Origin of the sequence: Mycobacterium sp. PS03-16, from assembly GCF_004570325.1 — a bacterium.
GTDB lineage: Bacteria > Actinomycetota > Actinomycetes > Mycobacteriales > Mycobacteriaceae > Mycobacterium.
On sequence record NZ_SPQO01000035.1, the window covers coordinates 11,136 to 34,534 of the forward strand.

Genomic DNA, 23,399 nt, shown 5'->3' on the forward strand with positions numbered 1-23,399 from the left:
CCGACTGACACCCCGGGCCCGCCACGTAACGTTTGGCGGACGGCACAGACGAGGCGGTGCCGCGGGCCGCAGAGGAGCAGATATGGGCGACGACGCCCTCTCAGGCGACGGTGCACCGGTCGCCTCCGAGGCCGGGCCGGACCCCTCGGACGTCGCACCGCAGACCGCGGCCGAGGACCCGGCCGGTGACCGGTCGCCTCTGCGGTGGGTGCTCATCGCGGGGTTGGCGGTGGTCGTCGCGCTGGCCGGGCTGACCGGCTGGCTGGGCTACCGGGCCCACCAGCAGCAGCAGGACGACGCCCAACGCGAGGTGTTCCTGCAGGTGGGGCGGCAGGCGGCGCAGAACCTGACCTCCATCGACTGGGAGCAGGCCGAGGCCGACGTGCAGCGCGTGCTCGACGTCGCGACCGGGACCTTCTACGACGACTTCCATAACCGCGCCGAGCCGTTCATCGAGGTGGTCCGGGAAGCCAAGTCCCGGTCGGTCGGCACCCTCGGCGAGGCCGGGATCGAGTCGATGTCCGGAGATCAGGCGACGGTGCTGGTCGCCGTCACCGTGACGTCCTCGAACGCCGGCGCCCCGGAACAGGCCCCGCGCGCGTGGCGGATGCGGCTGACCGTCCAGCGTGTCGGCGATGACGCCAAGGTCTCGCAGGTGGAGTTCGTGCAGTGACCGACAAGCCCGACCAGGACACCATCGCGGACACCAATGAGGTCACCACCACCCAGGGGACCGAGGCGCCCGAGGCGACCGAGGCGCCCGAGGCGCCCGAGGCGTCGGAGGCGCCCGAGGCGACCGGTGGGGACACCGTTGGTGGGCGCCGGCGGCCGTCCCGGGCGCGGCTCGTCGCGTTCGGGGTGCTGCCCGCGCTGGCGGTCGTGCTGGCCGCCGTGGCCGGATACCTGGGGTGGCGCGCCCTGTCGGCGGCCGAGATAGACCGGGCGCGTGCGCAATCCGTGGACGCCGCCCGTGACATCGCGATCGAGATGCTGACCTACCAGCCCGACACCGTCGAACAGCAGCTGGCCGCTGCGCGCGAACGGCTCACCGGCGAGTTCCGCGACACCTACGGGTCGATGGTGGACACCGTCGTCATCCCCGGGGCCAGAGACAAGCGCATCTCCGCGGTCACCGAGGTGCCCGCGTCCGCGTCGGTCAGCGCGCAACCCGACCACGCCGTGGTGCTGCTGTACGTGAACCAGACCGTCACCGTGGGCGCCGACCCGCCCACCGGCACCGCGTCGAGCGTGCGCGTCACCCTCGACAAGATCGACGACCAATGGAAGATCTCCCGATTCGAGCCGATCTGATGACACCCCGATGGCTGGACATCACCGCCCCCACCGTGCAGTTGCGCGCGCTGGTCTGGGGTCCCGACGACGGCCCGATAGCGTTGTGCCTGCACGGTTTCCCCGACACCGCGTACGGGTGGCGCAAGGTTGCGCCGGTGCTGGCCGCGGCCGGCTGGCGGGTGGTCGCGCCGTTCATGCGTGGGTACGTGCCGTCGTCGGTGCCGTCGGACCGCAGCTACCACGTCGGTGCGCTGATGGACGACGCGCTGCGGGTGCTGCAGGCCGCGGGGCCGACCGGCCGCGACGTCCTGATCGGGCACGACTGGGGGGCGATCGCCGGGGCGGGGCTGGCGGCGATGCCCGACAGTCCGTTCCAGCGCGCCGTCATCATGTCGGTGCCGCCCGCCGCGGCCTTCCGTCCGCTGGGCACGGTGCCCGACGCCGCGCGGCTGGCCGCGCAGCTGCCCCGCCAGTTGCTGCGCAGCTGGTACATCATGTACTTCCAGTTGCCCTGGGCGCCGGACCGCTCCGCGTCCTGGGTGGTGCCCAAGCTGTGGCGGCAGTGGTCACCGGGCTATCCAGCCGCCGAGGACGTCCGTCACGTCGACGCCGCCATCGGCGCCCGCCGCCGCTGGCGTGCCGCGCTCGGCTACTACCGCGCCACGGTGCGCAACTCCACCCCGCCCGCGCAGTACTCCGAGCTGCACCGGCACTGGCTGTCGGCGCCCGCGATGCCGACGCTGTACCTGCACGGCCGCGATGACGGTTGTGCCACCCCGGAGTACGCACCGTGGGTGCAGCGGGTGCTGCCCGACGGCAGCGACCTCGCGATCGTCGACGACGCAGGCCACTTCCTGCAGCTCGAACAGCCCGACGTGGTCGGCGGGCACATCGTCGACTTCATCGGCACCGGCCGCTAGGACGTCGTGGCGGCGCGTCGGCTCGCGGCGTTCGACGCCCAGACGCTGTGGCTGGCGGTCAAGATCCCCAGTGACCAGCTGCTGCTGTACGCGTTCGCGGGCACGCCCGACCCGGTGACCGCCGTATCCGGTGTGCTGGCCCGAGCGCGCGCCTGCGGCGACCTCCGCCTGCGCGTCGCCGACCGCGGTCCGCTGACGTATCCGGTGTGGGTGGACGCCGGCGTCACCGCCGATCAGGCGGTGGTGCATCCGCCGGTCGGCGACTGGGCCGACTGCCTCACCGCGGTCAGCGCCCTCGCCGACGACCCTCTCGACCCGCAGCGCGCGACATGGCGGCTGCACGTCATCAGCCCGGTCCGCGGAGTGCCCGGCGTGCCCGGCGACGCCACCGTGGCCGTGGTGCAGATGAGCCATGCATTGGCCGACGGGCAGCGCTCGGCTGCGCTGGCCGGGTGGCTGTTCGGCCGCCCCGCGATGGTGCCGGACATCCCGCCGGTGCCCCGCTGGCTGCCCGCCGCCCTGCCGGTGCGGGCAGTGCGCGCCGCCCGCGCCCACCGCCTGCTCATGCGCGACGAGGCGGCGGGAGTCGTTGTGCGCCCGGCGCAGTCGCGTCCCGCGCTGCGCAGCAACGCCCGCCCCGACGGGGGTCGCAGCGTGCGGACCCTGGTGCGGTGCAGGCGGGCGCTGCCCGGGCCGACCGTGACCGTCGGGGTGCTCGCGGCGGTGGCGGAGGCGCTGGCCGAGCACCTGCGTGCGCAGGGGGATGACCCGGCCACGCTGGGCGCCGAGGTGCCTATGGCCAAGATCGGTCCGCGGCTGGCGCACAACCACTTCGGCAACGTCGGGGTGGACCTGCATCCGGATGTGCCGTTTGACAGACGCGCCGCGCGCATCGCCGCCGAACTCGCCGAACGCCGGCGACGCGCCCATCACCCCGGCATGCAGACGGCGAACCGCGCCTTCGCCGCGCTGCCCGCCCCGCTGCTGCGCCGCGGTGTCGTCCAGTTCGACCCCACGCTGCGGTCCCCGACGGTGACCGGCAACACCGTGGTGTCGAGCGTCGATCGCGGCCCGGCCGACCTCACGTTCGGCGGCGCCCCGGTGGTCATGACGGCCGGCTATCCGATGCTGTCGCCGATGATGGGTCTGGTGCACGGGGTGCACGGCATCGGCGACACCATCGCGGTCAGCGTGCACGCCGCCGCATCGGCCGTCGGCGACATCGACTCCTACGCCGACCGGCTGGCGGCCGCCCTGGACCGCGACCGGTAGCCGGCGGGGGCTGGGCAGCGACTTAACAGATGGCCTAGATTCTGTTACATGACTGCGGTGGATGTCGGTGTTCTGATCCTGCGCGTGGTGCTCGGCCTGACCATGGCCGCACACGGCTACAACAAGTTCTTCGGCGGCGGACGGATCCCCGGCACCGCCGGCTGGTTCGACAGCATCGGCATGAAGCCGGGCATGTTCCACGCGCGCGTCGCCGCCACCACCGAGATGGCCGCGGGCATCGGGCTGGCGGTGGGCCTGCTGACGCCGGTGCCGGCCGCCGGGTTCGTCGCGCTGATGCTGGTCGCCGCGTGGACCGTGCACCGCGCCAACGGCTTCTTCATCGTCAAGGAGGGCTGGGAGTACAACCTGGTGCTGGCGGCCGCCGCGGTCGGTGTGGCGACCATCGGCGCCGGCCGGCTCAGCCTCGACTACGCCCTCTTCGGTTCGAGCGGCTTCTACGATCTGCTGCACGGCTGGTGGGGTCTGCTCATCGCGCTGGGCCTCGGGCTCGCCGGGGGCATCGGCCAGTTGGCGATCTTCTACCGCCCACCGGCCAAGACCGGCACCTGACGCCTCCGTCTTCTGCGCGCGCGAGTAGGGAGAACCTCGCGCGAGTAGGGGAGAACCGGTTCCGCGGGACTAGAACACGTTCTAATCTTTGAGGCTATGGGATTTCTCAAGCCCGACATGCCCGTCGTCGACTTCGCGGAGTGGAGCGCGGGCACGCGCTCGGAGAAGATCAAGCCGATGGCCCGCCACTGGGCCGAGGTCGGCTTCGGCACGCCCGTGGTGATGCACCTGTTCTACGTCGCGAAGATCCTGCTCTACATCCTCGGCGGCTGGTTGTTCGCGCTGGCCACCCACGGGGTGGACGGCTTCACGAACGTGGCGCAGTGGTGGACCGAGCCGATCGTGTTCCAGAAGGTCGTGCTGTACACGATGCTGTTCGAGGTCGTCGGCCTCGGCTGCGGCTTCGGCCCGCTGAACAACCGGTTCTTCCCGCCGCTGGGATCGATCCTGTACTGGCTGCGCCCCGGCACCATCCGCCTGCCGCCGTGGCCGGACCGGGTGCCGCTGACCAGAGGGGACACCCGCACGCCGGCCGACGTCGCGCTGTACGGGGCGCTGCTCGTGGTGCTGCTGATCGCGCTGTTCTCCGACGGCACCGGGCCGGTGCCCGCGCTCGGCACCACGGTCGGCGTGCTGCCGATGTGGCAGATATGGACCATCCTCGGTCTGCTGGCGGTGCTGGGCCTGCGCGACAAGGTGATCTTCCTGGCCGCCCGCGGCGAGGTCTACGGCTCGTTCACCGTCGCGTTCCTGTTCGTCGGCTACGGCGTCGACATGCTGCTGGCCGCCAAGCTCGTATGCGTCGCGATCTGGATGGGTGCGGCGACGTCGAAGCTCAACAAGCACTTCCCGTTCGTGATCTCGACGATGATGTCGAACAACCCGCTGATCCGGACGAAGTGGCTGAAGCGCAAGTTCTTCGAGAGGTTCCCCGACGACCTGCGGCCGGGCCGGGTCTCGCGCGTCATCGCGCACTTCAGCACCGCGATCGAGATGCTGGTGCCGCTGGTGCTGCTGTTCTCCCACGGCGGCTGGCCGACGGCGATCGCCGCGTTCGTGATGCTGGTCTTCCACTTCGGCATCCTGTCGGCGATTCCGATGGGCGTGCCGCTCGAGTGGAACGTCTTCATGATGTTCAGCGTGGTGACCTTGTTCGTCGGCCACGCGGACCTCGGTCTGTCCCAGATGAGCACGCCGCTTCCTGTCCTGTTGTTCGCCGTGCTGGCCGCCACCGTGGCGCTCGGCAACCTGTTCCCGCGCAAGATCTCGTTCCTGCCCGGCATGCGGTACTACGCGGGCAACTGGGACACCTCGTGGTGGTGCATCACACCGTCGGCGAACGAGAAGATCGAGCGCGGACTCGTGGCCATCGCCAGCATGCCCGCCTCCCAGCTCGAGAAGTTCTACGGCAGCCAGGAACAGGCCATGATCTACCTGTACAAGGGATACGCGTTCCGCGGATTCAACTCTCACGGCAAGGCGCTGCTGACGCTGGTGCACAACGCGCTGGCCGGGCGCGACCAGAACGACTACGTCATCACCGAGGGAGAGCGGTTGTGCAGCACGGCCGTCGGCTGGAACTTCGGCGACGGGCACATGCACAACGAGCAGTTGATCGCGGCGATGCAGAAGCGCTGTCACTTCGAGCCGGGCGAGGTGCGCGTCATCCTCCTCGACGCACAACCCATCCACCGGCAGCGCCAGGAGTACCGCTTGGTCGACGCCGCCACCGGTGAGTTCGAGCGCGGCTACGTGAACGTGGCCGACATGGTGACCGGCCAGCCGTGGACCGACGACATCCCGGTGCAGGTGACGTGGCGGCGGGACAGAGACGAGGCGCCGAGACTGCGCACAGATCACAAATCCGCGCAGTGAGGTGATCTCACCGCAGTCTCGAGGAACTCACCCCATCACGTCGCGGACTTTGACGTCCTCCAGACCCTGCAGCAGGAGGCCCCGTGCGGTGTCGAGGTGTTTGCGCCAGTGCGCTTCGGCCGCGACGCCGTCCCCGGACCGCATCAGCTGCATCAGCCGGCGGTAGGAGCGCATCAGCTTCTCGTAGTCGGCACGCGACGGCGGATTGCTCTCCTTCATGGCAAAGGCCGTGTGGCGCACCGTGATCTCGTGCAGCATGCCGGCGATGATGTCGAGTGTCGCGTTACCCGACAGCTCCACCATCCGGCGGTGGAACTCCCCGGTGGTCTCGGCGAGCCGGCCGGAATCCCAGCCTTTGGGCACATCCTCGCTGAGCGTGCGTTCGAGTTCGTCGAACGCGGCGGTGTCGCCGGCCTCGGTGAGCAGCCGCACCGCCATCGGCTCGATCCCCGAGCGCGCGGTCATCACGTCGGCGATGGTCGCCCCCGACAGCTCGAGCAGCAGTCCGGCCGGGCGGGCGACGATCTCGGGACCGGGCACCCGGACGCGGGCGCCGGTGCGCGAGCCGCGACGGACCTCGACCAGGCGTTCGGATTCGAGCACGCGCACCGCTTCGCGTAGCGTCGGGCGGCTGACCCCGAAGTGCGCCATCAGTTCGGCCTCGTTGGGCAGGAAGTCGCCTTCTTTGAGCTGTCCGTCCACCACCATCCGGCGTAGCGTGCCGGCCACCAGCTCGGCCGTCTTGGGGGAGCGCACAGCGGTGCCCGCAGCGCTTGCCCCCATCATGGGGGCCAACGGTGTCGTTCGAGCCACCTGTTCTCCCGGTAACGCCTTCGCCGGCCGGCGGCCAGCTGTACAACTCAGTAAACCATCTGCGCAGCCCACGCCGCGACCAGTCAGCTCTACCAACCAGTAGGTTGACCTAGTAAACCTGGTCCTCTACCGTCGGGTGCACACGCGCGTTCATTCGAGCGGATTCGACTTCGAAGGAGAAGTGTCATGGCTGAAGCCGTCATCGTCGAGGCCGTCCGGTCCCCGGTCGGCAAGCGCAACGGGGGACTGTCCGGAGTGCACCCGGCGGAGCTGTCCGCCCAGGTGCTCAACGGCCTGGTGCAGCGGGCCGGCGTCGACCCGGCGCTGGTCGACGACGTCATCTGGGGCTGCGTCATGCAAGCCGGTGAGCAGGCGCTCGACATCGGTCGCACCGCGCTGCTGACCGCCGGCTGGCCCGAGTCGGTGCCCGGCGTCACCGTCGACCGCCAGTGCGGATCGAGCCAGCAGTCGGTGCACTTCGCCGCCGCCGGCGTGGTCGCCGGCCACTACGACGTCGTCGTCGCCGGTGGCGTCGAGTCGATGTCGCGCACCCCGATGGGCGCCTCGCTGGCCAACGGCGGCAACCCCTACCCGGCCGGCTTCAAGGACCGCTACAGCCAGACCCCCAACCAGGGCATCGGCGCGGAGATGATCGCCGAGCAGTGGGGCTTCGACCGCAAGACCCTCGACCAGTTCTCCCTCGACTCGCACGAGAAGGCCGCGGCGGCACAGGATGCCGGTGCGTTCGACGATCAGATCGTGGCGATCAAGGACCAGGACGGGAACACCATCCTCAAGGACGAGGGCATCCGCCGCGGCACCACGCTGGAGAAGATGGGTCAGCTCAAGCCCGCGTTCAAGGAGGACGGCGTGATTCACGCCGGCAACTCGTCGCAGATCTCCGACGGTTCGGCCGCGCTGCTGTTCATGTCGGCCGAGAAGGCCAAGGAACTCGGCCTCAAGCCGATCGCCAAGGTGCACACCGCGGTGCTCGCCGGCGCCGACCCGGTCATCATGCTGACCGCGCCGATCCCGGCGACCCAGAAGGCGCTCAAGCGCTCCGGACTGTCCCTCGACCAGATCGGCGCCTTCGAGGTCAACGAGGCGTTCGCGCCCGTGCCGATGGCGTGGCTCTCCGACATCGGCGCCGACGAGAAGAAGCTCAACCCCAACGGCGGTGCGATCGCGCTCGGCCACCCGCTGGGCGGCTCCGGCGCCCGGATCATGACCACGCTGCTGTATCACATGCGCGACAACGGCATTCAGTACGGCCTGCAGACCATGTGCGAGGGCGGCGGTCAGGCCAACGCCACCATCCTCGAGCTGCTGTGACGTCGGAGACCGAGGCGCCCCCCGCCGCGCTGGTCGAGCGGCGGGGAAACGTCCTGATCATCACGCTGAACCGGCCCGAGGCGCGCAACGCGGTCAACGGGGCTATGAGCACCGGCGTCGGCGACGCGCTGCAGCAGGCACAGGACGACCCCGAGGTGCGGGCCGTGGTCCTCACCGGGGCCGGTCAATCCTTCTGCGCCGGTGCGGATCTCAAAGCGATCGCCCGCCGCGAGAACCTCTACCATCCGGACCGTCCGGAATGGGGGTTCGCCGGCTACGTGCACCATTTCATCGATAAGCCGACCATCGCCGCGGTCAACGGCACCGCGCTCGGCGGCGGCACCGAGATCGCGCTGGCCAGTGATCTGGTGGTGGCCGAGGAGCGCGCGAAATTCGGTCTGCCCGAGGTGAAGCGGGGGCTGATCGCCGGCGCGGGCGGCGTGTTCCGCATCGTCGACCACCTGCCGCGCAAGGTCGCCATGCAGATGTTGTTCACCGGCGAACCGATGACGTCGGCCGACGCGCTGCGCTGGGGGCTGATCAACCAGGTGGTGCCCGACGGCACAGTGTTGGATGCGGCACTCGCGCTGGCCGAGCGCATCACCGTCAACGCGCCGCTGGCCGTCTGGGCCAGCAAGCGGGTGGCGTACGGCGCCGAGGACGGCGTCATCGCCGACGAAGAGCCTTCGTGGGCGCGCACCGTGCGCGAGATGGGCGCGGTGCTGCGATCCGAGGACGCGAAAGAGGGACCGCTGGCCTTCGCCGAGAAGCGCGAGCCGGTGTGGAAGGCACGGTAAGCCAAGTGAGGGGAAACCTATGAAGCGCACGATCTACGACGAAGAGCACGAGGCGTTCCGCGACACCGTCCGCGGGTACATCGAGAGCGAACTCGTCCCCAACGCCGAGAAGTGGGAGGCCGAGCGCCTCGTCGACCGGTCGGCCTACGTGGCCGCCGGCAAGCACGGACTGATCGGGTTCAACATGCCCGAGGAGTACGGCGGCGGCGGCGCCGACGACTTCCGGTTCAACGCGATCATCGACGAGGAGATCGCCAAGGCCGGCGTCCCGGCGCCCGCGCTGAGCCTGCACAACGACGTCGTCGGCCCGTACTTCAAGGATCTGGCCACCGACGAGCAGAAGCAGCGCTGGCTGCCCGGCATCGTCAGCGGGGAGCTCGTCATCGCGATCGCGATGACCGAACCCGGCGCCGGCAGCGACCTGGCCGGTATCCGCACGTCTGCCGTGCGCGACGGGGACGACTGGATCGTCAACGGCTCCAAGACCTTCATCTCGGCCGGCATCAACAGCGACCTGGTGGTCGTGGTCGCCCGCACCGATCCCGAAGCCGGGCACAAGGGCTTCACGCTGCTGGTCGTCGAGCGCGACATGCCGGGGTTCACGCGCGGCCGCAAGCTCGACAAGATGGGCATGCACGCCCAGGACACCGCCGAGCTGCACTTCGAGAACGTGCGCGTGCCCAACGCCAACGTGCTGGGCAAGGAAGGCCGCGGCTTCTATCACCTGATGCAGAACCTGCCCTCGGAGCGACTGTCGATCGCGATCTCGGCGATCTCCGGTGCGCGCGAGACGTGGCGCCAGACCCTGCAGTACTGCAAGGACCGCAAGGCGTTCGGCCAGCCGATCGGCAGCTTCCAGCACAACCGGTTCCTGCTCGCCGAGATGGACACCGAGCTCGAGGTCACCGAGTGCTACATCGACCGGTGCCTGCAGGGTGTCGTCGACGGTGAGCTGACCGCGGTCGAGGCCGCCAAGGCGAAGTGGTGGGCCACCGAGACCGCCAAGAAGGTGATCGATCAGTGCGTGCAGCTGCACGGCGGCTACGGCTACATGATGGAGTACCGCGTCGCCCGCGACTACGTGGACTCGCGCATCCAGACGATCTTCGGTGGCACCACCGAGATCATGAAGGAGATCATCGGCCGCGACCTCGGCGTGTAAGGGCTCGCGATCAGACACGAAAGTGCCCCAGAACCACGGTTCTGGGGCACTTTTGTGTCTGATCGGTGCGGCTGGTGACGCGGTCAGCCGGCCGGGGCGGGTGCCGGAGCCGGGCTCTCGGCCGGCAGCGGCGCGGGCTCGGTGGTCGGCGACGCGGTCGTCGTCGGGGTGGTGGTGGTGGTCGTCGCGGTCGACGAGGTGCCCGACGGCGTGATCGGCTCCGGCGCGTCGGCCGGGCTGAGCACGGTGTCGATCAGGTAGACGCGCGCGTTGGCGGCCTGGATGCCACCGCACACCACCTTGGCCGTGTCGTTGACCTTGATGTCCCCGCCGGTTCCGGTCACGTTGATCTCGGCGCCCTGCTGGGTGGGCCGCTGACCCTTGACGTCGTTCGGGCCGAGCAGGCCGAGGAACGCGTGGTAGTACACCAGGTCGGTCAGCGCGGCCGGGTCGTTGCGCAGCGCCTCGAGCTGCTCGGGCGGCAGCTTCGCGAACGCCTCGTTGGTCGGGGCGAACACCACGTACGGGCCGTTGTCGAGCACCGACACGATGTTGACGGCGGGATTGAGCCCACCGGAGATCGCGGAGTTGAACGTGGTGATGTCGGGGATTCCGGCCAGCACCTGGCCGACGGGCTGCGTGGAGAAGCTCTTCCACGACGGCAGCGCATCCTTGAACGCGCCGCACGCCGGACCCTGCGGGTCGGGGACCTCCACGGTCGGCGCGGGCGTCGGCGTCGGCGCCGGCTGGGCGTAGGCGTTGACGGACAGCGGCAGGGACACCGCGATCGCGGCGACGCCGACGGCGGCTCCCAGTGTCCTGGTGCGGGTCTTCACGGTTTGGCTCCTCAGCTCGTCAGGACGCCTGCCGATGGGCGGCGTCGGGCCGGCTACCTGTGGCGGCGCCGTCTCGGATGGTAAGGGCATGCTTCGGCGACAACCAAGTCGTAGGCCGCGCGGGTGCTCGCCCGACCGGCCGCGGATGTGGCGTGGCAAACGTCATTCCGACGGTTCCGCCGCGGCGGGCCCGGGTACCTACCTACGGTGAACAACGTGCGAGTGCTGGTCACCGGCGCCACCGGATACGTCGGATCGCGGCTGGTCAGCGCCCTGTTGGCGGAGGGTGCCGACGTCGTCGTCGCAAGCCGCGATCCCGAGCGGCTGAGCGCCTTCGGGTGGTACGACGATGTGACGTCGGTCTCACTGGACGCGCAGCAACCGGAGTCGGTCACCCGCGCCCTCGCCGACGCGGGCCACGTCGACGTCATTTACTACCTGGTGCACGCGATCGGTCAGCCCGACTTCCGCGAATCCGACAACCGGGCGGCCGCGAACGTCGCGCAGGCCGCCAAGGACGCCGGCGTGCGCCGGATCGTCTACCTGGGTGGTTTCGTGCCCACCGACGACACGTTGTCCGAGCATCTGGCCGGTCGCGCCGAGGTGGCCGAGGCGCTGCAGATCGACGGCGGCGCCGACGTGGTGTGGTTGGGCGCCGCCATCATCATCGGCGCGGGGTCGACGTCCTTCGAGATGCTGCGCTACGTCGGTGACCGGTTCCTGGTCATCCCGATGCCGGCGTGGGCGGCCAACCCGATCGACCCGATCTCGATCCGCGACGCCCTGCACTACCTCGTCGCCGCCGCCGACGCCGACAAGGTGCCCGCGGGCGCCTACGACATCCACGGCGAGGAGACCACCACGTACGGCGACCTGCTGCTGCGCTATGCGCGCATCGCGGGCAAGTGGCGGGCGCCGCTGCCGGTGCGCGGCATCGACACCAGCGTCGTCTCCCAGCTGACCGGCCTGGTGCTGCCCGTCCCCGGCGGGCTGGCCGCGGATCTGGTCCAGTCGCTCGACCACCCGATGACCGCGTCGGACGACGGTCTGCACCGCCTGGTACCCGACCCGCCGGGTGGGCGGACGCCGATCGACGAGGCGATCAAGCGGTCACTGTCCCCGCAGCGACCGCGGCCGGTGGACCGACTGGTCGACGTGCACCACCTCGCCGACACCGACCCCGACTGGGCCGGGGGCGACAACCTGCGCATCAGACGACTGATCCGGCCGATGATGCCGCCGATCGCGCGCCCGGCGCTCGGGCTGCTCGGGGCGGTCCCCGGCCCGGTCGCCGCCGCCCTGCGCACCGGGCTCGACACCCTCGTCCACCTGGCACCGAAAGGGAATTCGGCATGACCGAAACCCGTACCGAGTCACCGACGCCCGCACCGTGCGACGGCCGCACCGGCTTCCTGCAGGAGGCGCGCGCCGTCGTCACCAGCGTCGCCACACCGGCGGCGGAGTGGCCCGCGGTGGTCCGGCGGCGACGCATCGTCGTCGCCGTTTTCGTCGTGGGCGGGTTCGCACTGCTCGGCTACTCCCTGCGCATCCCGCCGGGAGATCCCGACTTCTACTGGTTCACCGCTGGATTGGCGGTGTGGTGGACCCTCGGGGCGTTCCTGTCGGGGCCGGTGCACCTGGGCCGCATCTGCTTCCGCGGCCGCAACCAGCGCCCGGTGATCACCGGTACGGCGGTCGGCCTGCTGCTCGGCGGCGCCTTCCTGGTGGCCGGGCTGGTCGCGCGCGAGATCCCGTTGATGCGCGAGTTCGCCGTGCGCGTGCTCGAACACGCCAACGTCGGTGCGCTGTGGCTGGTGGTCATCATCACGGTGGTCAACGGGCTCGCCGAGGAGGTGTTCTTCCGCGGGGCGCTGTACAGCTCGCTGGGTCACCGGTCCAACGGCTGGTTCGCGGTGATCTGTTCGACGGCGGTCTACGTGGTGGTGACCGGCGTCAGCACCCAGAACTTCATGCTGGCGATCGCCGCGATCGTGCTCGGCACGGTGTGCGCGCTGGAGCGCCGCGCCACCGGCGGCGTGCTGGCGCCGATGCTCACCCACTTCTTCTGGGGGCTGGTCATGGTGCTCGCGCTTCCGCCTATTTTCGGCGTCTGACGACGCCGAGGCTGCCTATTTTCGGCGTCTGACGACGCCGGGGCTGCCTATTTTCGGCGTCTGAGTCACCGCAGGGGATGGGCGATCTCGTCGCGCGGCATCCGCGCGGCGACCAGTGCGACCGCGGCCAACAGCACCGGTACGACCCCCGCCACAAGGAAGATGGTCTGCATCGGGACGATCTTCGCCAGCGGTCCGACGATCGCGAACGACAGCGGCATGAACGCCAGTGACACGAAGAAGTCGAGGCTCGACACCCGGCCCAGCATGTGCGTCGGGACGCGGCGCTGCAGCAGCGTTCCCCAGATCACCAGCCCGGCACCGTCGGTCACCCCGACGATGAAGCTGGCCAAGGCCATCCACTCGAACGACGACGTGGTGCCGATGACGACGAGCGGCAGCGAGCCGGCGCCCCACATCGTCATCATCACCGTGAGGTAGCGGCGCGGCATGCGCATCGAGGACACCGCCAGCGCGCCGACGGCGCTGCCGGCGCCGAAGAACGCCAGCAGGAAGCCGTACATCTGCGCGCCGTTGGTGAACCGGTCCTGGGCGATGAACGGCAGCAGCACCTCGATGGGGCCCAGCACGACAAGGACGAACATGCTCGCGAACAGCAGCGTGGACAGCAGCCACGGCGTACGGAGCATGAACCGGAAACCGTCGCGGAGGTCGCGCAGGACATGGGCCCGCTGGGCGGGCGGTTGCTGCGGCGTGGCCGCGGGTCGGGTGGCCACCAGCAGCAGAAGCGCCAGCGCGAATGTGGCGGCCACCAGGACGGCGCCGACCGACGGCACGGTGGCGCCGACGACCATGCCGGCCACCGCAGGGCCGACCGAACGCTGGAACACCGGGCGCACCACACCCTCCACACCGTTGGCCGCGAGCAACTGCTCGGGCGGCAGGATGCGGGGCAGGATGGCGCTGTAGGCGGGGAAGAAGAACGCGGCGGCGATACCCAGCGTCGCGGCGGCGACGGCCAGGTGCCAGATCCGCAGCGCGCCGACGAGGCTCAGGGTGGCGACCGCGGTGACGGCGGCCAGGTTGACCGCCTCGACGACGATGATGATGACGCGCTGGCTGACCCGGTCGGCGGTGATGCCGCCGACGAGGACGAACGCGACCAGTCCGCCGCCCAGGCAGGCGGCCACCAAAGACAGTGCCGCCGGATCGTTGTCGAGCGCGATGACCTGCAGGGCCATCACGACCGTCCACATGCCTTCGGCGAAGATGGACAGCGAGACCGCGGCGATCAGCAGCCGGTACTCGCGTGAGGAGAACGGGGCGAGCACGCGCCATCGGCCGGCGCCGCGCGCCCGGTGGTCGATGTCGATCGGAGTGCTCACGTACCGATGGTCGCGGACGGGAGCGCGCCCGGTCCAATGGTTTTCGTGCGGTGCGGCCGTCTCGCCCTGGCACAGACCGCGAGATCGCTACGAGTCGGTGAACGTCGCGGGGCGCCGCTGCTGGAAGGCCCGCGTACCTTCGCGGAAGTCGTGCGAATTCAACAGCGCCAGTTGCCCTTCCGTCTCCCGCTCCAGCGCCGCTTCCAACTCGGTCAACGTCGACGCGTTGATCGCCTGTTTGGTCTTGCGCAGTGCCACCGCCGGACCCGAGGTCAGCAGTTCCAGGATCTTGGCGGCTTCGGCCTCGAGGTCATCGGCGGCGTGCACCGCGGTCACCAGCCCCCAGTCATACGCCTGCCCGGCGGGGATCCGCTCGGCCAGCAGCGCCATCCGCATCGCCCGCACCCGGCCCACCGCCGCGGCGAACAACGCCGACGCGCCACCGTCGGGCATCAACCCGATCTTGGTGAACGCGAGCATGAAAAACGCCTTCTCCGAAGCCAGGACGACGTCGCACGCCAGTGCCAGCGACGCGCCCACCCCGGCCGCGGGCCCCTGGACCACCGCCACCACCGGCTTGGGCGCCGCCACGATCGCGCGCACCGCACGGTTGGCCGCATCGAGCACCGCGTTGATTCCGGCCTCTTCCTTCTTGGCCTGGTCGTCCTCGCTGATCCCCGCACCCGACGAGAAGCCGCGGCCCGCACCGCCGAGGCGTACCACCCGTACCCGCGGATCGTTCCCCGCCCGGTCGAGTGCGTCGGCGACCCCGTTGAGCATCTCCGCGGTCAACGAATTGAGGCTGTCGGGCCGGTTGAACGTCAGCGACAGCACCCCGTCTTTGAGTTCGACGCTCAGGTCGTCGATGCTCACGTACGTGCCGGTACCGGAGTCGGTGGTCGTCATGGCTACACCTTCGCATGCGCGGGAATGGCCCGTGGCCGGTCGAGAAGGTTATACAAGTAAGCTATGTCGGCGGTCAACTACTCCGAAGGGGCGGTAGATACATGGCGGGACCACTGCAGGGATTGCGCGTCGTCGAGTTGGCCGGTATCGGCCCCGGCCCGCACGCGGCGATGATCCTCGGCGACCTGGGTGCGGACGTCGTCCGCATCGAACGGCCGGGTAAGGGGCCGGGCATCCCGGCCAAGGGACGCGATCAACTGCTGCGCAACCGGCGCTCGGTGGGCGCCAACCTCAAGACCGACGAGGGCCGCGAGCTGGTCCTGCGCCTGGTCGCGAAAGCCGACGTCCTGATCGAGGGCTTCCGGCCGGGCGTCACCGAACGGCTCGGGCTGGGTCCCGACGACTGCGCGAAGGTCAACGACAAGCTGATCTACGGCCGGATGACCGGCTGGGGACAGACGGGACCGCGCAGCCAGCAGGCCGGGCACGACATCAACTACATCTCGCTCAACGGTGTGCTGCACGCCGTCGGCCGGGCCGGGGAGCGCCCGGTGCCGCCGCTCAACCTCGCCGGCGACTTCGGCGGCGGGTCGATGTTCCTGCTGGTCGGCATCTTGGCGGCGCTGTGGGAGCGGGAACGCTCCGGCAAGGGGCAGGTGGTGGACGCGGCCATGGTCGACGGCTCCAGCGTGCTGGCCCAGATGATGTGGGCGTTCCGGGCGATGGGCATGTGGACCGACGAGCGCGGCGTCAACATCCTCGACACCGGCGCCCCGTACTACGACACCTACACCTGCGCCGACGGCCGCCACGTCGCGGTCGGCGCGATCGAACCGCAGTTCTTCGCCGAACTGCTCGACAAGCTCGATCTGGACCCGGCGCAGTTGCCCGACCAGAACGACACCGCCCGCTGGCCGGAACTGCGGGCCGCGCTGACCGAGGCGTTCGCGGCGCAGGACCGCGATCACTGGGCGAAGGTGTTCACCGGCAGCGATGCCTGCTGCACGCCGGTGCTGTCGTTCGGCGAGGTGGAGACCGAAGCCCACAACACCGAGCGTGAAACCTTCTACCGCGACGGCGATTTCCTGTTTCCGGCGCCCGCGCCGCGCTTCTCGCGGACGGTCACGGACCGTCCCACCCCGCCGGGGGAGCCCGGTGCCGACACCGAAGCCGTGCTGAACGACTGGGTATAGTCCCAACCAACCAGTAGGTCGGTCACGCGGACCGGCCGGAAAGGAATGTGCGAGTGGAAATCAGGGACGCTGTCGCCGTCGTGACCGGAGGGGCCTCCGGCCTCGGTCTGGCCACCACCAAGCGGCTGCTCGACCGGGGCGCCTCCGTGGTGGTCATCGACCTCAAGGGCGAGGAAGCCGTCAAGGAACTGGGCGAGCGCGCGCAGTTCGTCGAGGCCAACGTCGTCGACCCCGAGCAGGTCACCGCCGCGCTCGACGCCGCCGAGAAGATGGGCCCGGTGCGCATCAACGTCAACTGCGCCGGCATCGGCAACGCCATCAAGACGCTCGGCAAGGAGGGGCCTTTCCCGCTCGACGGGTTCCGCAAGGTGGTCGAGGTCAACCTGATCGGCACGTTCAACGTGCTGCGGCTGTCGGCCGAGCGGATCGCGAAGACCGAGCCCATCAACGGCGAGCGTGGCGTCATCATCAACACCGCGTCGGTCGCGGCGTTCGACGGCCAGATCGGGCAGGCCGCGTACTCGGCGTCCAAGGGCGGCGTGGTCGGCATGACGCTGCCCATCGCCCGCGACCTGTCGCGGGAGCTCATCCGCGTGGTGACGATCGCTCCGGGTCTGTTCAAGACCCCGCTGCTGGGCTCGCTGCCCGAAGAGGCGCAGGCCTCGCTGGGCAAGCAGGTGCCGCACCCGGCGCGACTGGGTGACCCCGACGAGTACGGCGCCCTGGCGACCCACATCGTCGAGAATCCGATGCTCAACGGTGAGGTGATCCGCCTCGACGGGGCGATCCGGATGGCGCCGCGATGAGCCGCTTGCGCGAAGAGAAGAATGCCGAGGTAGACCGATGGCGCTGAACACCAAGTTCACCGAGACGTTCGGGGTCGAACACCCGATCGTGCAGGGCGGGATGCAGTGGGTGGGCCGCGCGGAACTCGTTGCCGCCGTGGCCAATGCGGGTGCGCTGGGCTTCATCACCGCGCTGACCCAGCCGACGCCGGCCGACCTGGCCGACGAGATCGCCCGCTGCCGGGACATGACGGACAAGCCGTTCGGCGTGAACCTGACCATCCTGCCGACGATCAACCCGCCGCCGTATGACGAGTACCGCCAGGTGATCGTCGACTCCGGGGTGAAGATCGTCGAGACCGCCGGATCCAACCCCGCCCCGCATCTGCCGATGTTCCACGACAACGGCATCAAGGTGCTGCACAAGTGCACGTCGGTGCGGCATGCGGTGAAGGCGCAGAGCCTCGGCGTGGACGGCATCAGCATCGACGGGTTCGAATGCGCCGGGCACCCCGGTGAGGACGACATCCCGGGGCTGGTGCTGATCCCGGCGGCAGCGTCGAAGATCGACATCCCGATGATCGCCTCCGGCGGTTTCGCCGACGCCCGCGGCCTGGTCGCGGCGCTCGCGCTCGGGGCCGACGGCATCAACATGGGCTCGCGGTTCATGTGCACGGTCGAGTCGGCCATTCACCAGAAGGTGAAGGAGGCGATCGTGGCGGGCACCGAACTCGACACCGAGCTCATCTTCCGGCCGTTGCGCAACACGGCGCGCGTCGCGAGTAACACGGTGTCGCGGGAGGTGGTGGAGATCCTCAACCGCGGGGGTCAGTTCGAGGACGTGAAGGATCTGGTCGCCGGTAAGCGCGGCGTGAAGGTCTACGAGATCGGCGATCTGGACGCCGGGATCTGGAGCGTCGGCACGTCGATGGGGCTGATCAACGACATCCCGACGGTGGGCGAACTGGTCGCCCGGATGGTCTCCGAGGCCGAGGAGCTGATCACCGGCCGGTTGGCCGGCATGGTCGGCGCGTCCGACGAGATGGCCGGGGCGTCGGTATTTGCGTAGGTGTCAATTAACGGTTGACCACGCAAGCGGCAGCAAAACGGAATGACGAGCACGCGCGCCCCGGAGGGGCGCGCGTGTCTCATCCGGCCTGAGCCAGCGGGGTCCAGTCGTCGAGCTGCTCGGAGGTTTCGCCCTCGACGAGGAAATCGCCGTGGTAGAGCGCCTCGAAGTCAACCTTGATGACATCAGCGTTGGTGTCGTCGATCCACATGACACTGAGCCTATGAGTCACCTTTAAGAGTTCTTTGAGTCTCGTTTCGGAAAACTGTGGCAATCCTACTTCCGGGTAGGTTTCTAGCCAGTAGGTGCGGAGAAGTGGATCGGGTTCGACCCGTTGAGCGCCACCCAGGTCAGCACCGCGGCCACCACCGCGACCACCAGCAGCGCCACCGCCACCCGCACTCCCGGCCGCACCCTTGCCCCGAGGCGGGCGTCGACCGCGTACCCCCCGGCGCCCGCGAACAGCAGTGCCGCGGCTCCGACGGCCACCAGGAACGGGACGTTGAACGGTTGCGACCAGAACGCGCCGGCCGACACGTTCACCGCCCACGCATCGAGCATCGCGGCGATCACGGCGGTGGCGGCCAGCGGCGTCAGCAGCCCGAGCAGCAGGCCCAGACCGCCGAGCGTCTCCGTCGCGGTCACCATGAACGCCGCGAGTTCGGGTAGGCGCCAGTCCGCGCGCATGAACTCCACGGTGGTGCCGAAATCGAACGCCTTGATCAGGCCGGCCTGCAGCATCGTCGCTCCGACGCCGATGCGCAGGATCAGCAGCGCGATGTCGGTTCCGGTGCCGGCCCGCGCGCTGTCGACGGTGAGTACCTCGGTGTTGGTCATGGTGCCTCCCTGTCGGTGCGGTCTCATGATCACCTAGACCACCGACGCGGGTGTTTCTCATCGCAGAACCGGGCAGGAAAAGTCAGGCGCCGGGCGGTTCGGTGCCCGCGGGGCCAAGCCGACCCGGCCGCAGGCCCGAATGGTGAGTGGACGGACGCGGCGCCGGCCACGACCGACCACGGACCGGCGAAGGGACACGCGTGCTGATTCGAATGGCCCATTTGGCGCTCGACCGGCCGAGACGGATTCTCCTGGCCGCCGTGTTGGTGATGGTCGGCGCCGGCGTCTTCGGTATCCCGGTCATCCAGAGCCTGTCGGCGGGGGGGTTCCAAGACCCGACCTCCGAGTCGGCGCAGGCCACTCGCGTACTCGTGGACCGGTTCGGTCAGGGCGACATGGACCTGGTGATCACCGTGACGTCCGAGGCCGGCGCCCAGAGCCCGACGGCCACCGCCGTCGGCGCGGACATCACCGCGCAACTCGAGTCGTCCCCGCACGTCGCCGACGTGACCTCGGCCTGGACCGCACCCGCCGACGCGGTTCCCGCGCTGCTGAGCCGCGACCGCACCACCGGGCTGATCGTCGCAGGCATCACCGGCGGTGAGAGCGGCGCGCAGAAGCACGCCAAGGCGCTGGCCGAACGCCTCGTCCACGACCGCGACGGGGTGACCGTCCGCGCGGGCGGCGAGGCCATGACCTACGTCCAGATCAACACTCAGACCGAGAACGACCTGTTGACCATGGAGCTGATCGCGCTCCCGTTGAGCTTCGTGGTGCTGGTGTGGGTGTTCGGCGGACTGCTCACCGCGGCGCTGCCGGTGGCGGTCGGCGCGTTCGCGATCGTCGGCTCCATGGCGGTGCTGCGGCTGATCACGCTGGTCACCGACGTCTCGATCTTCGCGCTCAACCTGTCCGTCGCGATGGGCCTGGCGCTGGCCATCGACTACACGCTGCTGATCGTCAGCCGCTACCGCGACGAACTGGCCGACGGCGCCGACCGCGACCGCGCGCTGATCCGGACCATGGCCACCGCGGGACGCACCGTGCTGTTCTCGGCACTCACCGTGGCGCTGTCGATGGCGACGATGGTGGCGTTCCCGATGTACTTCCTCAAGTCGTTCGCCTACGCGGGCATCGCGGTGGTCGGCTTCGCCGCGGTGGCCGCCATCGTCGTCGCCCCGGCCGCGATCGTGGTGCTCGGCGACCGCATCGACGCCTACGACGTGCGGCGGCTGCTGCGGCGGCTGCGCGGCAGGCCCGAACCCACACCGGCACCGGTCGAGCAGACGTCGTGGTACCGCTCGACGACGTTCGTGCAGCGCCGGTCGGTGCCGATCGGCGTGGCGATCGTCGCGCTGCTGCTCCTGCTGGGCGCCCCGTTCCTCGGCATCAAGTGGGGCTTTCCCGACGACCGGGTGCTGCCGCCGTCGTCGTCGGCCCGTCAGGTCGGCGACCAACTGCGCACCGACTTCGCGATCGACTCGGCGACCGACGTCACGATCGTCCTGCCCGACACTCGCGGTCTGACGCCGACCGACCTCGACCGCTACGCGGCCACCCTGTCGGAGGTCGGTGACGTGCTGACCGTGGCCGCGCCGGGCGGGACCTACGCCGGCGGCGACCGGGTCGGGCCACCGACCGCCGCGACGGGGGTCGCCGACGGCAGCGCCTACCTGACCGTCGCCAGCGACGCCGACCTGTTCTCCGAGGCCTCCGAACGCCAGCTCGACGCCCTGCACGCGGTCGCCGCACCGGGCGCGAAACCCGTGCTGTTCACCGGCACCGCGCAGATCAACCGGGACAGCTCCGAGTCGATCACCTCGCGGCTGCCGCTGGTCCTCGGCATCATCGCCGCGATCAGCGTGGTGCTGCTGTTCCTGCTCACCGGCAGCGTCGTCATACCGCTCAAGGCGCTGATCCTCAACGTCCTGTCGCTCTCGGCCGCGTTCGGTGCGCTGGTGTGGATCTTCCAGGACGGACACCTCGGCGCGCTCGGCACGACGCCGACGGGCACGCTGGTCGCGAACATGCCGGTGCTGTTGTTCTGCATCGCGTTCGGGCTGTCCATGGACTACGAGGTGTTCCTGATGTCGCGGATCCGCGAGTTCTGGCTCGAGTCGGGCCGCACCCGCGCCGACAACGACCGGGCCGTCGCGCTCGGGCTGGCGCGGACCGGCCGGGTGGTGACGGCCGCCGCGCTGCTGATGACGATCTCGTTCGCGGCGCTGATCGCCGCCCAGGTGTCGTTCATGCGGATGTTCGGCGTCGGGTTCACGCTCGCGGTGCTCGCCGACGCGACCTTGGTCCGCATGCTGCTGGTGCCGGCGTTCATGCACGTGATGGGCCGCTGGAACTGGTGGGCGCCCGCGCCGCTGGCCCGCCTGCACGACCGGATCGGGCTCACCGAAGGAGGCCGGCGAGAACTCGAGCCGATGGCCGCCGCGCCACCGTCTTCTCGGGCATGATCGAGGCGACGGACCTCGCGAGGGGCCGTCGCGTCGCCGGGAAGGGATGCAGCCGATGAGCACAGTCGTGGACAATCCGTTCTTCGCCCGCGTGTGGACCCTGCTCTCGGGCCACGAGAACGCGGCGCTGCGCCGCACCCGCACCGAGAACCTCGCCGGTCTGACCGGCCGGGTGCTTGAGGTCGGCGCCGGCACCGGCACCAACTTCGCGCACTATCCCGCCACGGTCACCGAGGTGGTGGCGATCGAACCCGAACGCCGGCTGGCGGCCATCGCCCGCGACGCGGCCGCCACGGCGTCGGTCCCGGTCACCGTCACCACCGATACCATCGAACAGTTCAGCGCCACCGCACCGTTCGACGCGGTGGTGTGCTCTCTGGTGTTGTGTTCGGTCGACGACCCCGCCGGTGTCCTGCGCGGCCTGCGGTCGATGCTGCGGCCCGGCGGCCAGCTGCGCTACCTCGAACACGTCGCGGCAACGGGTCCGCGGGCCCGGCTGCAACGGCTGGCCGACGCGACCGTGTGGCCGCGCCTGGCAGGCAACTGCCACACCCATCGCGACACCGAGGCGGCGATCACCGGCGCGGGCTTCGACGTCGAGCGGTCGGCGCGGGTCAGGTTGTTCCCGGCGTGGACGCCGCTGCCGATCACCGAGGTGGCGCTGGGACGCGCGGTGCGGCCGGCCTGACCGTCAGGGCAGCAGGTCGGGCAGCCGCTGCAGCAGGTTCGGCAACGCGGTGGTCGCGGTCTCGCGCAACGACACCGTCGCGCTGTCCGACAGCGGTGTGCGTTCGGGGTTCACCTCCACCACCGCGGTGCCCCGGGCCAGCGCCAGCTCGGGCAGCCCGGCGGCGGGGTACACGATCGACGACGTCCCCACCACGACGACCACGTCGGCGGTGGTGACCGCCTGCACCGACCGCTGCCAGGCCAGTTCGGGCAGCGCCTCGCCGAACCACACCACGTTGGGCCGGATCAGGCCGCCGCACGGGCACACGGGCGGGTCGACGGTCTCGACCGGCTCCGGCATGTCGGGCAGGGTGCCCTCGAAGCGGGATCCACATGCGTCGCAGTGGAATTCGAACAGGCTGCCGTGCAGGTGGTAGACCTCGGTGCTGCCGGCGCGTTCGTGCAGGTTGTCGACGTTCTGGGTGACCACCCGCACGTCGGCGTAGTCCTGCCAGGCGGCCACCGCCCGATGGCCGCTGTTGGGCTGCACCGCGTCCATCATGTAGTGACGCCACAGATACCAGGCCCACACCCGCTCAGGATGCGCCTGCCAGCCGTCGGCACTGGAGATCTCATAGGGGTCGACCTTCGCCCAGAGCCCTGTCTCGACGTCGCGGAACGTCGGCACCCCGCTCTCGGCGGAGATGCCGGCTCCACTCAGCACCGTCACCTGCACATGACCAAAGTAGCCGGTGTGGGTGATACTGGGCACGTGGCCGAATTGGGGGATTGGGTTCAGATCGACGAGCGCGCGGCACGGCCACTGTTCGACCAGCTCAGAACGCAGATCATCGACGGGGTGCGCGACGGGAGGCTGTCGCCGGGCACCCGGTTGCCGACCGTGCGCGAACTCGCCGGCCAGATCAACCTGGCCGTCAACACCGTCGCGCGGGCCTATCGTGAGCTGGAGACGGCGGGCATCCTCGAGACGCGGGGCCGGTTCGGCACCTACGTCGCCCGGGTCGATCCCGCGGACACCGCGATGGCGACCGCCGCGCACACCTACGTCTCGGCGGCGCGGGCGCTGGGCGTCGGGAAGGACGAGGCGATGCGCTACGTCGAGGCCGCCTTCGGCTGACCCCGGG

Annotated in this window: 24 protein-coding genes; 17 read left to right on the plus strand and 7 right to left on the minus strand. The window is 70.0% G+C overall.

Translation table 11 applies throughout. The annotated features are described in order from the left end of the window. Positions 1 to 82 precede the first annotated feature (82 nt). The 6 genes from E4P42_RS22225 (at position 83) to E4P42_RS22250 (ending at position 5,930) form a co-directional block, all read left to right on the plus strand. Positions 83 to 673, plus strand: a complete 591-nt coding sequence (locus E4P42_RS22225; protein ID WP_135128274.1) for an Mce protein — start codon at positions 83 to 85, stop codon at positions 671 to 673. Next, positions 670 to 1,311: a hypothetical protein gene (locus tag E4P42_RS22230; protein WP_209305849.1), complete on the plus strand. Its 642-nt coding sequence runs from the start codon at positions 670 to 672 to the stop codon at positions 1,309 to 1,311. Before E4P42_RS22225 ends, E4P42_RS22230 begins: the two co-directional genes overlap by 4 nt. Beyond that, positions 1,311 to 2,213 carry an alpha/beta fold hydrolase gene (locus tag E4P42_RS22235; protein ID WP_135128275.1) on the plus strand — a complete coding sequence of 301 codons (903 nt, stop codon included), beginning with the start codon at positions 1,311 to 1,313 and terminating at the stop codon, positions 2,211 to 2,213. Before E4P42_RS22230 ends, E4P42_RS22235 begins: the two co-directional genes overlap by 1 nt. 6 nt (positions 2,214 to 2,219) lie before the next feature. Then, the gene (locus E4P42_RS22240; RefSeq protein WP_135128276.1) at positions 2,220 to 3,485 is read left to right on the plus strand and encodes a WS/DGAT domain-containing protein; all 1,266 of its coding nucleotides are present in this window, start codon (positions 2,220 to 2,222) and stop codon (positions 3,483 to 3,485) included. Between the two features lie 48 nt (positions 3,486 to 3,533). Then, positions 3,534 to 4,055, plus strand: a complete 522-nt coding sequence (locus E4P42_RS22245; RefSeq protein ID WP_135128277.1) for a DoxX family protein — start codon at positions 3,534 to 3,536, stop codon at positions 4,053 to 4,055. A gap of 96 nt (positions 4,056 to 4,151) precedes the next feature. Further along, on the plus strand, positions 4,152 to 5,930 hold the full coding sequence (locus tag E4P42_RS22250; protein ID WP_135128278.1) for a DUF3556 domain-containing protein: 1,779 nt from the start codon (positions 4,152 to 4,154) through the stop codon (positions 5,928 to 5,930). 27 nt (positions 5,931 to 5,957) lie between these two features. Here E4P42_RS22250 and E4P42_RS22255 read toward each other — a convergent pair whose 3' ends face one another. Next, positions 5,958 to 6,743, minus strand: coding sequence for a FadR/GntR family transcriptional regulator (locus E4P42_RS22255; RefSeq protein ID WP_135128279.1), 786 nt, complete (start codon positions 6,741 to 6,743; stop codon positions 5,958 to 5,960). Positions 6,744 to 6,929: 186 nt separating this feature from the next. Here E4P42_RS22255 and E4P42_RS22260 point away from each other — a divergent pair, with 186 nt between their 5' ends. Genes E4P42_RS22260 through E4P42_RS22270 form a run of 3 tightly spaced genes read left to right on the plus strand, consistent with a single transcriptional unit; the run spans position 6,930 to position 10,034 of the window. Next, complete coding sequence (locus E4P42_RS22260; protein ID WP_135128280.1) at positions 6,930 to 8,075, plus strand: acetyl-CoA C-acyltransferase; 1,146 nt, start codon at positions 6,930 to 6,932, stop codon at positions 8,073 to 8,075. Next, positions 8,072 to 8,872 (plus strand): crotonase/enoyl-CoA hydratase family protein, encoded by an 801-nt coding sequence (locus E4P42_RS22265; protein ID WP_135128281.1) that lies wholly within the window; start codon positions 8,072 to 8,074, stop codon positions 8,870 to 8,872. Before E4P42_RS22260 ends, E4P42_RS22265 begins: the two co-directional genes overlap by 4 nt. Before the next feature lie 19 nt (positions 8,873 to 8,891). Beyond that, entirely contained in the window at positions 8,892 to 10,034 is a 1,143-nt protein-coding gene (locus tag E4P42_RS22270; RefSeq protein WP_135128282.1) for an acyl-CoA dehydrogenase family protein, read from the plus strand. Positions 10,035 to 10,117: 83 nt separating this feature from the next. Here the strand turns inward: E4P42_RS22270 and E4P42_RS22275 are convergent, their stop codons facing one another. Then, positions 10,118 to 10,870 carry a fasciclin domain-containing protein gene (locus tag E4P42_RS22275; RefSeq protein ID WP_135128283.1) on the minus strand — a complete coding sequence of 251 codons (753 nt, stop codon included), beginning with the start codon at positions 10,868 to 10,870 and terminating at the stop codon, positions 10,118 to 10,120. Positions 10,871 to 11,077: 207 nt separating this feature from the next. On the opposite strand from E4P42_RS22275, the gene E4P42_RS22280 reads away from it, so the two are divergent. Next, complete coding sequence (locus E4P42_RS22280) at positions 11,078 to 12,226, plus strand: NAD(P)H-binding protein (protein WP_135128284.1); 1,149 nt, start codon at positions 11,078 to 11,080, stop codon at positions 12,224 to 12,226. Further along, positions 12,223 to 12,984, plus strand: coding sequence for a CPBP family intramembrane glutamic endopeptidase (locus tag E4P42_RS22285; RefSeq protein WP_135128285.1), 762 nt, complete (start codon positions 12,223 to 12,225; stop codon positions 12,982 to 12,984). The genes E4P42_RS22280 and E4P42_RS22285 overlap by 4 nt, the downstream gene beginning before the upstream one ends. Positions 12,985 to 13,049: 65 nt before the next feature. On the opposite strand, the gene tet(V) is transcribed toward E4P42_RS22285, so the two are convergent. Together tet(V) and E4P42_RS22295 are read right to left on the minus strand one after the other, a co-directional pair. Then, complete coding sequence (gene tet(V), locus E4P42_RS22290) at positions 13,050 to 14,312, minus strand: tetracycline efflux MFS transporter Tet(V) (protein ID WP_135128310.1); 1,263 nt, start codon at positions 14,310 to 14,312, stop codon at positions 13,050 to 13,052. 105 nt (positions 14,313 to 14,417) lie between these two features. Beyond that, a complete protein-coding gene (locus E4P42_RS22295) occupies positions 14,418 to 15,236 on the minus strand; it encodes an enoyl-CoA hydratase (RefSeq protein WP_135128286.1) in 819 nt (272 codons plus the stop codon). A gap of 101 nt (positions 15,237 to 15,337) precedes the next feature. On the opposite strand from E4P42_RS22295, the gene E4P42_RS22300 reads away from it, so the two are divergent. From E4P42_RS22300 to E4P42_RS22310, 3 genes are read left to right on the plus strand one after another with little or no spacing between them, the layout of a single operon-like run. Beyond that, positions 15,338 to 16,429, plus strand: coding sequence for a CaiB/BaiF CoA-transferase family protein (locus E4P42_RS22300; RefSeq protein WP_135128287.1), 1,092 nt, complete (start codon positions 15,338 to 15,340; stop codon positions 16,427 to 16,429). A 53-nt stretch (positions 16,430 to 16,482) separates the two neighbouring features. Continuing rightward, positions 16,483 to 17,235: a 3-hydroxyacyl-CoA dehydrogenase gene (locus E4P42_RS22305; protein ID WP_135128288.1), complete on the plus strand. Its 753-nt coding sequence runs from the start codon at positions 16,483 to 16,485 to the stop codon at positions 17,233 to 17,235. Between the two features lie 37 nt (positions 17,236 to 17,272). Next, positions 17,273 to 18,283, plus strand: a complete 1,011-nt coding sequence (locus E4P42_RS22310) for a nitronate monooxygenase family protein (RefSeq protein WP_135128289.1) — start codon at positions 17,273 to 17,275, stop codon at positions 18,281 to 18,283. A 79-nt stretch (positions 18,284 to 18,362) separates the two neighbouring features. Here the strand turns inward: E4P42_RS22310 and E4P42_RS27610 are convergent, their stop codons facing one another. Both E4P42_RS27610 and E4P42_RS22315 read right to left on the minus strand, forming a co-directional pair. After that, positions 18,363 to 18,494, minus strand: a complete 132-nt coding sequence (locus E4P42_RS27610; RefSeq protein ID WP_256371175.1) for a hypothetical protein — start codon at positions 18,492 to 18,494, stop codon at positions 18,363 to 18,365. Positions 18,495 to 18,577: 83 nt separating this feature from the next. Beyond that, positions 18,578 to 19,120 (minus strand): DoxX family protein, encoded by a 543-nt coding sequence (locus tag E4P42_RS22315; protein ID WP_135128290.1) that lies wholly within the window; start codon positions 19,118 to 19,120, stop codon positions 18,578 to 18,580. Between the two features lie 200 nt (positions 19,121 to 19,320). On the opposite strand from E4P42_RS22315, the gene E4P42_RS22320 reads away from it, so the two are divergent. Further along, positions 19,321 to 21,585: an MMPL family transporter gene (locus tag E4P42_RS22320; RefSeq protein WP_135128291.1), complete on the plus strand. Its 2,265-nt coding sequence runs from the start codon at positions 19,321 to 19,323 to the stop codon at positions 21,583 to 21,585. A 55-nt stretch (positions 21,586 to 21,640) separates the two neighbouring features. Then, entirely contained in the window at positions 21,641 to 22,273 is a 633-nt protein-coding gene (locus tag E4P42_RS22325) for a class I SAM-dependent methyltransferase (protein ID WP_135128292.1), read from the plus strand. 3 nt (positions 22,274 to 22,276) lie between these two features. On the opposite strand, the gene E4P42_RS22330 is transcribed toward E4P42_RS22325, so the two are convergent. Beyond that, positions 22,277 to 22,990: an NAD-dependent deacylase gene (locus E4P42_RS22330; protein ID WP_135128311.1), complete on the minus strand. Its 714-nt coding sequence runs from the start codon at positions 22,988 to 22,990 to the stop codon at positions 22,277 to 22,279. A 36-nt stretch (positions 22,991 to 23,026) separates the two neighbouring features. On the opposite strand from E4P42_RS22330, the gene E4P42_RS22335 reads away from it, so the two are divergent. Further along, positions 23,027 to 23,392, plus strand: a complete 366-nt coding sequence (locus tag E4P42_RS22335; protein WP_135128293.1) for a GntR family transcriptional regulator — start codon at positions 23,027 to 23,029, stop codon at positions 23,390 to 23,392. Positions 23,393 to 23,399: the final 7 nt, after the last annotated feature.

Bases quoted from the DNA above. Each gene is read 5' to 3' on its own strand.
- E4P42_RS22225 (WP_135128274.1), top strand. From the start codon at position 83: ATGGGCGACGACGCCCTCTCAGGCGACGGTGCACCGGTCGCCTCCGAG.
- E4P42_RS22235 (WP_135128275.1), top strand. From the start codon at position 1,311: ATGACACCCCGATGGCTGGACATCACCGCCCCCACCGTGCAGTTGCGC.
- E4P42_RS22245 (WP_135128277.1), top strand. From the start codon at position 3,534: ATGACTGCGGTGGATGTCGGTGTTCTGATCCTGCGCGTGGTGCTCGGC.
- E4P42_RS22250 (WP_135128278.1), top strand. From the start codon at position 4,152: ATGGGATTTCTCAAGCCCGACATGCCCGTCGTCGACTTCGCGGAGTGG.
- E4P42_RS22260 (WP_135128280.1), top strand. From the start codon at position 6,930: ATGGCTGAAGCCGTCATCGTCGAGGCCGTCCGGTCCCCGGTCGGCAAG.
- E4P42_RS22270 (WP_135128282.1), top strand. From the start codon at position 8,892: ATGAAGCGCACGATCTACGACGAAGAGCACGAGGCGTTCCGCGACACC.
- E4P42_RS22285 (WP_135128285.1), top strand. From the start codon at position 12,223: ATGACCGAAACCCGTACCGAGTCACCGACGCCCGCACCGTGCGACGGC.
- E4P42_RS22295 (WP_135128286.1), bottom strand. From the start codon at position 15,236: ATGACGACCACCGACTCCGGTACCGGCACGTACGTGAGCATCGACGAC.
- E4P42_RS22300 (WP_135128287.1), top strand. From the start codon at position 15,338: ATGGCGGGACCACTGCAGGGATTGCGCGTCGTCGAGTTGGCCGGTATC.
- E4P42_RS22310 (WP_135128289.1), top strand. From the start codon at position 17,273: ATGGCGCTGAACACCAAGTTCACCGAGACGTTCGGGGTCGAACACCCG.
- E4P42_RS27610 (WP_256371175.1), bottom strand. From the start codon at position 18,494: ATGTGGATCGACGACACCAACGCTGATGTCATCAAGGTTGACTTCGAG.
- E4P42_RS22315 (WP_135128290.1), bottom strand. From the start codon at position 19,120: ATGACCAACACCGAGGTACTCACCGTCGACAGCGCGCGGGCCGGCACC.
- E4P42_RS22325 (WP_135128292.1), top strand. From the start codon at position 21,641: ATGAGCACAGTCGTGGACAATCCGTTCTTCGCCCGCGTGTGGACCCTG.